Here is a 10739-nt window from a genome sequence, read left to right as displayed (position 1 = left end):
AGCTAAGCGACTTCCATATCTCACAGGGGGCAACCCCCAACTACTTCCGGCGTTCTAGGGCTTAACTGCTGTGTTCGGCATGGGTACAGGTGTATCTCCTAGGCTATCGTCACTTAACTCTGAGTAATACCTACTCAAAATTGAATATCTATCAAATACCAAGTAAACCTCACACTTCGTATCCTCAGTTACTTTGGATAAGTCCTCGAGCTATTAGTATTAGTCCGCTACATGTGTCGCCACACTTCCACTTCTAACCTATCTACCTGATCTTCTCTCAGGGCTCTTACTGATATATAATCATGGGAAATCTCATCTTGAGGTGGGTTTCACACTTAGATGCTTTCAGCGTTTATCCCTTCCCTACATAGCTACCCAGCGATGCCTTTGGCAAGACAACTGGTACACCAGCGGTAAGTCCACTCTGGTCCTCTCGTACTAGGAGCAGATCCTCTCAAATTTCCTACGCCCGCGACGGATAGGGACCGAACTGTCTCACGACGTTCTGAACCCAGCTCGCGTGCCGCTTTAATGGGCGAACAGCCCAACCCTTGGGACCGACTACAGCCCCAGGATGCGACGAGCCGACATCGAGGTGCCAAACCTCCCCGTCGATGTGAACTCTTGGGGGAGATAAGCCTGTTATCCCCAGGGTAGCTTTTATCCGTTGAGCGATGGCCCTTCCATACGGAACCACCGGATCACTAAGCCCGACTTTCGTCCCTGCTCGAGTTGTTGCTCTCGCAGTCAAGCTCCCTTATACCTTTACACTCTGCGAATGATTTCCAACCATTCTGAGGGAACCTTTGGGCGCCTCCGTTACCTTTTAGGAGGCGACCGCCCCAGTCAAACTGCCCGTCAGACACTGTCTCCGATAGGGATCACCTATCCGGGTTAGAGTGGCCATAACACAAGGGTAGTATCCCAACAACGTCTCCTTCGAAACTGGCGTCCCGATCTCTTAGACTCCTACCTATCCTGTACATGTGGTACAGACACTCAATATCAAACTGCAGTAAAGCTCCATGGGGTCTTTCCGTCCTGTCGCGGGTAACCTGCATCTTCACAGGTACTAAAATTTCACCGAGTCTCTCGTTGAGACAGTGCCCAAATCATTACGCCTTTCGTGCGGGTCGGAACTTACCCGACAAGGAATTTCGCTACCTTAGGACCGTTATAGTTACGGCCGCCGTTTACTGGGGCTTCAATTCATACCTTCGAGTTACCTCTAAGCACTCCTCTTAACCTTCCAGCACCGGGCAGGCGTCACCCCCTATACATCATCTTACGATTTAGCAGAGAGCTGTGTTTTTGATAAACAGTTGCTTGGGCCTATTCACTGCGGCTGACCTAAAGTCAGCACCCCTTCTCCCGAAGTTACGGGGTCATTTTGCCGAGTTCCTTAACGAGAGTTCTCTCGCTCACCTGAGGCTACTCGCCTCGACTACCTGTGTCGGTTTGCGGTACGGGTAGAGCATGTTTAACGCTAGAAGCTTTTCTTGGCAGTGTGACGTCACTAACTTCGCTACTAAACTTCGCTCCCCATCACAGCTCAATGTTACAGATATAAGCATTTGACTCATATCACACCTCACTGCTTAGACAGACTCTTCCATTCGTCTGCTTTAGTTAGCCTACTGCGTCCCTCCATCACTACATACTCTAGTACAGGAATATCAACCTGTTGTCCATCGGATACACCTTTCGGTCTCTCCTTAGGTCCCGACTAACCCAGGGCGGACGAGCCTTCCCCTGGAAACCTTAGTCTTACGGTGGACAGGATTCTCACCTGTCTTTCGCTACTCATACCGGCATTCTCACTTCTATGCGTTCCAGCGCTCCTCACGGTACACCTTCTCCACACATAGAACGCTCTCCTACCATACCTATAAAGGTATCCACAGCTTCGGTAAATTGTTTTAGCCCCGGTACATTTTCGGCGCAGGGTCACTCGACTAGTGAGCTATTACGCACTCTTTGAATGAATAGCTGCTTCTAAGCTAACATCCTAGTTGTCTGTGCAACCCCACATCCTTTTCCACTTAACAATTATTTTGGGACCTTAGCTGGTGGTCTGGGCTGTTTCCCTTTCGACTACGGATCTTAGCACTCGCAGTCTGACTGCCGACCATAATTCTTTGGCATTCGGAGTTTATCTGAGATTGGTAATCCGGGATGGACCCCTCACCCAAACAGTGCTCTACCTCCAAGAATCTTTATGTCGACGCTAGCCCTAAAGCTATTTCGGAGAGAACCAGCTATCTCCAAGTTCGTTTGGAATTTCTCCGCTACCCACAAGTCATCCAAGCACTTTTCAACGTGCCCTGGTTCGGTCCTCCAGTGCGTCTTACCGCACCTTCAACCTGCTCATGGGTAGGTCACATGGTTTCGGGTCTACGACATGATACTAATGCGCCCTATTCAGACTCGGTTTCCCTACGGCTCCGTCTCTTCAACTTAACCTCGCATCATATCGTAACTCGCCGGTTCATTCTACAAAAGGCACGCTCTCACCCATTAACGGGCTCGAACTTGTTGTAGGCACACGGTTTCAGGTTCTATTTCACTCCCCTCCCGGGGTGCTTTTCACCTTTCCCTCACGGTACTGGTTCACTATCGGTCACTAGGGAGTATTTAGGGTTGGGAGATGGTCCTCCCAGATTCCGACGGGATTTCGCGTGTCCCGCCGTACTCAGGATACTGCTAGGTACAAAGACTATTTTAAATACGAGGCTATTACTCTCTTTGGCTGATCTTCCCAAATCATTCTTCTATAATCTTTGAGTCCACTTTGCAGTCCTACAACCCCGAAGAGTAAACTCTTCGGTTTGCCCTCCTGCCGTTTCGCTCGCCGCTACTAAGGCAATCGCTTTTGCTTTCTCTTCCTGCAGCTACTTAGATGTTTCAGTTCACTGCGTCTTCCTCCTCACATCCTTAACAGATGTGGGTAACAGGTAGTACCTGTTGGGTTCCCCCATTCGGAAATCCCTGGATCATCGCTTACTTACAGCTACCCAAGGCATATCGTCGTTTGTCACGTCCTTCTTCGGCTCCTAGTGCCAAGGCATCCACCGTGCGCCCTTATTAACTTAACCTTATTTTCTGACCTTTCAGTCATAAACTCTTTTAATACTACAGCGTTTCGGTTTATTTTCTTGTTACTATTTGATATAGATATTCAATTTTCAATGTGCATTACTTGGTGATCTCTCACCAATGGAGCCTAGCGGGATCGAACCGCTGACCTCCTGCGTGCAAAGCAGGCGCTCTCCCAGCTGAGCTAAGGCCCCACAAGACCTCTCAAGACTAAACAAGACCAATGTGCAGTTCCTTATCCTTAGAAAGGAGGTGATCCAGCCGCACCTTCCGATACGGCTACCTTGTTACGACTTCACCCCAATCATCTATCCCACCTTAGGCGGCTGGCTCCTAAAAGGTTACCTCACCGACTTCGGGTGTTACAAACTCTCGTGGTGTGACGGGCGGTGTGTACAAGGCCCGGGAACGTATTCACCGCGGCGTGCTGATCCGCGATTACTAGCGATTCCGACTTCATGTAGGCGAGTTGCAGCCTACAATCCGAACTGAGACTGGCTTTAAGAGATTAGCTTGCCGTCACCGGCTTGCGACTCGTTGTACCAGCCATTGTAGCACGTGTGTAGCCCAGGTCATAAGGGGCATGATGATTTGACGTCATCCCCACCTTCCTCCGGTTTATTACCGGCAGTCTCGCTAGAGTGCCCAACTGAATGATGGCAACTAACAATAGGGGTTGCGCTCGTTGCGGGACTTAACCCAACATCTCACGACACGAGCTGACGACAACCATGCACCACCTGTCACCTCTGTCCCGAAGGAAAACTCTATCTCTAGAGCGGTCAGAGGGATGTCAAGACCTGGTAAGGTTCTTCGCGTTGCTTCGAATTAAACCACATGCTCCACCGCTTGTGCGGGCCCCCGTCAATTCCTTTGAGTTTCAACCTTGCGGTCGTACTCCCCAGGCGGAGTGCTTAATGCGTTAGCTGCGGCACTAAACCCCGGAAAGGGTCTAACACCTAGCACTCATCGTTTACGGCGTGGACTACCAGGGTATCTAATCCTGTTTGCTCCCCACGCTTTCGAGCCTCAGCGTCAGTTACAAGCCAGAGAGCCGCTTTCGCCACCGGTGTTCCTCCATATATCTACGCATTTCACCGCTACACATGGAATTCCACTCTCCCCTCTTGCACTCAAGTTAAACAGTTTCCAAAGCGTACTATGGTTAAGCCACAGCCTTTAACTTCAGACTTATCTAACCGCCTGCGCTCGCTTTACGCCCAATAAATCCGGACAACGCTCGGGACCTACGTATTACCGCGGCTGCTGGCACGTAGTTAGCCGTCCCTTTCTGGTAAGATACCGTCACAGTGTGAACTTTCCACTCTCACACTCGTTCTTCTCTTACAACAGAGCTTTACGATCCGAAAACCTTCTTCACTCACGCGGCGTTGCTCGGTCAGACTTCCGTCCATTGCCGAAGATTCCCTACTGCTGCCTCCCGTAGGAGTCTGGGCCGTGTCTCAGTCCCAGTGTGGCCGATCACCCTCTCAGGTCGGCTATGTATCGTCGCCTTGGTGAGCCGTTACCCCACCAACTAGCTAATACAACGCAGGTCCATCTGGTAGTGATGCATTTGCACCTTTCAATGAATTATCATGCGATAATCCATTTTATGCGGTATTAGCTATCGTTTCCAATAGTTATCCCCCGCTACCAGGCAGGTTACCTACGCGTTACTCACCCGTTCGCAACTCATCCGCTCGGTGCAAGCACCAAGCTTCAGCGTTCTACTTGCATGTATTAGGCACGCCGCCAGCGTTCGTCCTGAGCCAGGATCAAACTCTCATTAAAAGTTCGAGTTCTCACTCATTTCTGTCACTGACAGATTTATTGTTTTTCATTGTTCAGTACTACAACATTAGTTGTAGTGCCCTGCACATTGGTTCGTCTTGTTCAGTTTTCAAAGGTCTTTGTCACTCAATCTCTCTCAAGCGACAACTATATTAGTATATCACAGCTCCCTGTCTCTGTCAACAGTTTTTTTAAACTTTTTTCAAGTTTTTTCTAACCACAATACACCATAGTCCGTACGGGATTCGAACCCGTGTTACCGCCGTGAAAAGGCGGTGTCTTAACCCCTTGACCAACGGACCTTGAGCTTTTCAACTCTTTCTATTATACCTACTTTTTTACCTTTGTCAATAGGTTTGTTAGATTTATTTTTGATTTTTATAATAAATTTTTTGAAGAGGTTATCCTAAATATTACTATCTTCTATAGTATTTTAGTCCCCTAGAAAGAACTTACAAGCTTTTTCGTTTCACCAACTTCACGACCGCCTCTGTCCGTGCGGTGTGAGGAAACATATCGACTGACTGGATGTAGTGGAGGTCGTATACTTTCACAAGTTTAACCAAATCTCGTGCTAAGGTTGAAACATTACAAGATACATAGACCATCTTTTCTGGAACATAGGTTAGGATGGTATCTAATAACTTGTCATCTAAACCCGTTCGAGGAGGATCGACTATCAAGGCATCTGCTCGGTAGCCATCTTGATACCAGCGTGGAATAATCTCTTCTGCTGTTCCCGCTTCGTAATGGGTATTGTCAAATCCCATTTTTTTAGCATTTCGCTTAGCATCTTCAATGGCTTCTGGAATAATATCCATTCCTCTGAGACTCTTGACCTTATTTGCGAAGGCAAATCCGATCGTCCCGACACCACAATAGGCATCAATCAGATGGTCTTCTTCACTAATATCCAGGGCCTTAACTGCTTCACTATAGAGTATTTCTGTTTGCTCCGGATTGAGCTGATAGAAGGCACGGGGTGAGAGAGAAAACTCATAGTCGAGTACTCCTTCTTGAATGCTCTCTTGGCCCCAGATAATTTCTGTCTTCTCACCATAGATTTCACTTGATTTTGCTGTATTTGTATTGACAGCAACCGTGACAACTTCTGGAAAATCATTAACTAGGTCTTTGACTAGTTGATTCAAATTAAGCTGGCGATTCGTGACAACAATAATCTGAACTTGCCCCGTTTTTCTTGCTCTGCGTACCATGATAGTGCGAACACCTAGCGTTTTTCTCTCATCGGTAATAGGGATTTGATGGTAAGTAAGAAGTTCAGCTAAGCGATTTGCAATCACTTGGGTTTCCTTATCTTGCACTAAGCAGTCTTTCAATTCTACGAGGTAATGAGAGTTTTGCGCATACAAACCTGCCTTGACCTGATTGTTGAATTTTCGGGTCTGAAATTGCAACTTAGCACGGTAGTACTTTGGTTCCTGCATTCCGATAGTTGGACGGATTTCATAGTTTTCATATCCTGCAGGAGCAAATTTTTTCAAGGCTTGGTGGAGCAAATCCGTTTTGAACTCTAACTGTTTGTCATAGTGAAGGTGCATGATTTGGCAACCGCCACATTCATTATAAATCGTACAAGCTGGTACGACTCGAAATTTAGACTTCTTATTAACCTTTAGTAATTTGGCTTCAACAAAGTTACGTTTAATAGAAGTAATCTGACAATAGATATCTTCTCCCTTGAGGGCGCCAGGCACAAAAACGAGGGTTTTCTGGTAAAAACCGATTCCCTCACCATTAATGCCCATACGCTTGATTTTTAAAGGTATTTTTTGTTTGACTTTCAGATTCATACCCCTATCTTATCACATTTTAGGGTATAATAGAACTATGAAAATCACAAAACTTGAAAAGAAAAAACGCCTCTACTTGATGGAACTAGATGGACAGCAAACCTCTTATATCACGGAAGATACCATTGTCCGTTTTATGCTATCTCGAGATAGGGTCATTAGTAAAGAGGAACTGACCGAGATTCAGGACTTTGCTCAGTTTTCTTATGGTAAGAATCTCGCTCTCTACCATTTATCCTTCAAGGCCCGTACTGAAAAGGAAGTGCGAGAGTATCTGAAAAAGTATGATATTGATGAAAAAATAACTAGTCAAGTTATCGCTAACCTTAAAGAAGACAACTGGATTAATGATCGTCAGTATGCCTACTCTATCATCAATGCAAATCAACTTTCTGGAGATAAGGGACCTTATGTGCTAGCTCAAAAACTATCTCAAAAAGGGATTGCCAAATCAACTATTGAAGAGGTTTTAAAGGATTTTGATTTTTCAGAGGTTGCTCAACGTATTGCAGAGAAACTGCTTAAAAAATACGCTGGAAAACTTCCCGCTCGTGCCTTGCAGGATAAGATTATTCAAAACTTGACCAACAAAGGCTTCTCCTATTCTGATGCTAAGAATGCCTTTGACGATTTGGACAGTCAAGTCGACCAAGAAACGACTCAAGAACTCATTTTTAAAGAGCTAGACAAACAATATGCTAAGTATGCTCGAAAGTATGAAGGATACGAACTTAAACAGCGTTTAACCCAAGTTTTAGCTCGAAAAGGCTATGATTTTTCGGATATAGCCAGCGCTCTCAGAGAATATCTTTAATATTTTCGTGTAAAATTCAAAAAAATTAGACCGATTTATGATATAATAGTAAACGATAAACTTATAAATTGTAGAAAGTTGGTTAGTTATGAAACTTCCAAAAGAAGGCGACTTTATTACAATTCAAAGTTATAAGCATGATGGGAGTCTTCACCGTACTTGGCGAGACACCATGGTACTAAAAACAACAGAGAACGCCATTATCGGCGTCAACGACCACACACTTGTTACCGAAAGTGACGGTCGTCGTTGGGTGACTCGAGAACCCGCTATTGTTTACTTTCACAAAAAATATTGGTTTAATATCATTGCCATGATTCGTGACAATGGGATTTCCTACTATTGCAATATGGCCAGCCCCTACTATCTAGATGAGGAAGCCCTGAAATACATTGATTATGATTTGGATGTCAAGGTTTTCACTGATGGTGAAAAGCGTCTCTTGGACGTTGAAGAGTATGAGCGCCATAAACGCAAAATGAAGTATTCTGATGATTTAGACTATATTTTGAAAGAACATGTTAAAATCCTTGTTGATTGGATCAACAATGGACGCGGTCCTTTCTCAGAGGCCTATGTCAACATTTGGTACAAACGCTACATAGAACTAAAGAATCGGTAAAGTTGTCAAGCCGGGGTGAGAGCCCTGGTTTTTTTATTTTAACAACCCAGCTTTACAGCTGGGTTAATTGCTATATATCTAATTTAGTAACAGTAAACTTGATATGAGAATAATCTTTTTCAACATCCTTATCCAACAAGAAAGCCGTGGCGTCCTTCTTAACCTGAACCAAATCAATATTTTGAGCCTGGGCTGCATAGACGCATCCACAATAACATTGACGGTAGATATCATACTCTTCACACATCTCCACTGATCGTTTATAGCCTTGATTTTTCTTGAAATCACTTGGAAGATAGTGGGTGGTATAAATCTTTTGCACATCGATTCCGATGCTATTGATGGTTTGAGAATTCTTATGGGGACTGATGGTCAAGGCTGAGCCAAAGTAGTCAAAGCCTAAATCCATGGCCACTTGCGCTGTTTTATCCAGACGGTAGTCAAAACAAACCTTGCAACGGTCGCCACCTTCTGGCTCTTCTTCCAGTCCTCTGACTAACTTCCGGTATTCATTGGGTTCATAGGGAGCTTCTAGGTATTGGACCGTATTTCCTGTTCGCTCATTGAAATCACTGACAAATTTCTTGGTGACGTAAGCTCGCTTGTGGTATTCTGCCTTGGGATGGATATTGGAATTGGCAAAATAGATGGTCACATCTGCATACTTGGTCAAATATTCGAGGGTATAGGTACTGCAAGGGGCACAGCAAACGTGCATGAGAATAGTTGGACGTTCCTCATTTTTTTCCCAAACCTGAACCATTTTCTGCATAACACGGTCATAATTAATCTTCTGATTGGGATTCATCTTGCTCAGAATTTCTTCTACATCGATCATGTTCTTCTCCTTCTTCTAGTCTTATTTTATCATATAAGTTAGGAGAGCTCAAATCTGTTTAGAATAGAAAACCTTAAAAGGAGGGATGCATGTTCCCTCCTTTTGTGTTTTTTATAAGTTGCTTTTACATCATGCCGCCCATCATGCTTGGATCCATTGCTGGAGCTGGGGCTGCTGGTTCCGGTTTATTGGCTACGACTGCTTCCGTAGTCAAAATCAAGCTGGCTACAGATGCTGCATTTTGAAGGGCTGAACGGCTCACTTTCACTGGGTCAATGATTCCTTCTTCAATCATGTTGACCCATTCGCCAGTTGCTGCGTTGAAGCCTGTACCAACTTCAGCATTCTTCAAGCGGTCAATAACAATAGAACCTTCGAATCCCGCATTGTGGGCGATTTGGCGAACAGGTTCTTCCAAGGCACGGAGAACAATATTGCGCCCTGTCGCTTCATCTCCTGTCAATTCCAAATCAGCTACGGCTGGAATAACATTTACAAGAGCAGTTCCACCACCTGCAACAATTCCTTCTTCAACAGCTGCACGAGTAGCGTTAAGGGCATCTTCAATGCGGAGTTTCATTTCTTTCAACTCAGTTTCAGTTGCAGCACCGACCTTGATCACTGCGACACCACCTGACAATTTTGCCAAGCGTTCTTGCAATTTTTCGCGGTCAAACTCTGAAGTTGTGGTTTCGATTTGAGACTTGATAACCGCAACACGGTGAGAAATCGCTTCAGGATTTCCAGCACCTTCTACGATAACAGTGCTATCTTTGTCCACAGTTACTCTCGCTGCTTGACCAAGAGCTTCAATTGTCGCGTCTTTCAACTCAAGACCAAGATCCTCTGTGATGACTGTTCCGCCTGTCAAGATAGCGATGTCTTCTAACATAGCCTTACGACGGTCACCAAAGCCAGGGGCCTTAACTGCTACTACGTTGAAGGTTCCACGAATCTTGTTCAATACAAGAGTTGGAAGAGCTTCGCCATCTACATCATCCGCAATAATCAAGAGCGGACGGTTGCTTTGGAGAATGCTTTCTAGGAGTGGCAAGATTTCTTGGATATTTGAAATTTTCTTGTCGGTAATCAAAATGTATGGATTTTCAAGGTCAGCCACCATTTTTTCGCTATCTGTCACCATATACTGTGATAGATAACCACGGTCAAACTGCATTCCTTCCACGACTTCAAGCTCTGTCTCCATACCACGTGACTCTTCAATGGTGATGACTCCATCCTTGCCAACTTTTTCCATGGCTTCAGAGATGTATTCGCCGACTTTTTCAGAACGAGAAGATACAGCGGCAACCTGAGCGATGGCTTCTTTATTGGCAACAGGGATGGCATTGTTTTTCAAGGTTTCTACAGCTGCGGCAACCGCTGCTTCAATCCCCCGACGAATGCCGATTGGGTTGGCACCTGCAGTGACGTTCTTGATTCCTTCACGGACGATCGCTTGGGTCAAGACAGTTGCAGTTGTCGTTCCGTCACCTGCGATATCATTGGTTTTAGAAGCTACTTCTGATACCAACTTGGCACCCATATTTTCAAAATGGTCTTCTAGTTCAATTTCTTTGGCAATAGTAACACCGTCATTGGTAATCAAGGGTGAGCCAAATGATTTTTCCAACACAACATTACGACCTTTTGGTCCTAAGGTTACTTTAACTGTGTCTGCTAGGATATCAACACCACGAACCATGGCTGAACGAGCATCAGATGAAAATTTAATTTCTTTTGACATACTTACTTTCTCCT

At 45.2% G+C, this 10739-nt stretch carries 5 protein-coding genes, 2 tRNA genes and 3 rRNA genes; 2 read left to right on the top strand and 8 right to left on the bottom strand.

Translation table 11 applies throughout. From position 1 onward, the window contains the following. Nucleotide 1: 1 nt before the first annotated feature. The 6 genes from rrf to rlmD all read right to left on the bottom strand — a co-directional run bounded on the left by rrf (nt 2) and on the right by rlmD (nt 6704). A 5S ribosomal RNA gene (gene rrf, locus ACXYSL_RS08165) occupies nt 2-117 on the bottom strand. A 76-nt stretch (nt 118-193) separates the two neighbouring features. After that, nucleotides 194-3095: ribosomal RNA gene (locus ACXYSL_RS08160) — 23S ribosomal RNA — on the bottom strand. A 122-nt stretch (nt 3096-3217) separates the two neighbouring features. Beyond that, nucleotides 3218-3290: transfer RNA gene (locus ACXYSL_RS08155), tRNA-Ala, on the bottom strand. 51 nt (nt 3291-3341) lie between these two features. Next, nucleotides 3342-4890 (bottom strand): 16S ribosomal RNA (locus ACXYSL_RS08150). Together the 16S, 23S and 5S rRNA genes with 2 tRNA genes alongside form the textbook arrangement of a ribosomal RNA operon. Nucleotides 4891-5120: 230 nt before the next feature. Then, nucleotides 5121-5192: transfer RNA gene (locus ACXYSL_RS08145), tRNA-Glu, on the bottom strand. 150 nt (nt 5193-5342) lie between these two features. After that, nucleotides 5343-6704 carry a 23S rRNA (uracil(1939)-C(5))-methyltransferase RlmD gene (gene rlmD / locus ACXYSL_RS08140; RefSeq protein WP_458624445.1) on the bottom strand — a complete coding sequence of 454 codons (1362 nt, stop codon included), beginning with the start codon at nt 6702-6704 and terminating at the stop codon, nt 5343-5345. A gap of 37 nt (nt 6705-6741) precedes the next feature. On the opposite strand from rlmD, the gene recX reads away from it, so the two are divergent. Together recX and ntdP are read left to right on the top strand one after the other, a co-directional pair. Then, nucleotides 6742-7518, top strand: coding sequence for a recombination regulator RecX (recX, locus tag ACXYSL_RS08135; RefSeq protein WP_235080912.1), 777 nt, complete (start codon nt 6742-6744; stop codon nt 7516-7518). 88 nt (nt 7519-7606) lie between these two features. Continuing rightward, nucleotides 7607-8140 (top strand): nucleoside tri-diphosphate phosphatase, encoded by a 534-nt coding sequence (ntdP, locus tag ACXYSL_RS08130; RefSeq protein ID WP_000775318.1) that lies wholly within the window; start codon nt 7607-7609, stop codon nt 8138-8140. A 70-nt stretch (nt 8141-8210) separates the two neighbouring features. Here ntdP and ACXYSL_RS08125 read toward each other — a convergent pair whose 3' ends face one another. Together ACXYSL_RS08125 and groL are read right to left on the bottom strand one after the other, a co-directional pair. Further along, nucleotides 8211-8978 (bottom strand): epoxyqueuosine reductase QueH, encoded by a 768-nt coding sequence (locus tag ACXYSL_RS08125; protein ID WP_007522745.1) that lies wholly within the window; start codon nt 8976-8978, stop codon nt 8211-8213. A 124-nt stretch (nt 8979-9102) separates the two neighbouring features. Next, the gene (gene groL / locus ACXYSL_RS08120; RefSeq protein ID WP_235080911.1) at nt 9103-10725 is read right to left on the bottom strand and encodes a chaperonin GroEL; all 1623 of its coding nucleotides are present in this window, start codon (nt 10723-10725) and stop codon (nt 9103-9105) included. Between the last annotated feature and the right edge of the window lie 14 nt (nt 10726-10739).

It is taken from the genome of Streptococcus sp. V913, assembly GCF_054353455.1.
The sequence above is the reverse complement of the archived record's forward strand: the minus strand, read 5'-3'. Positions and strand labels throughout refer to the sequence as shown.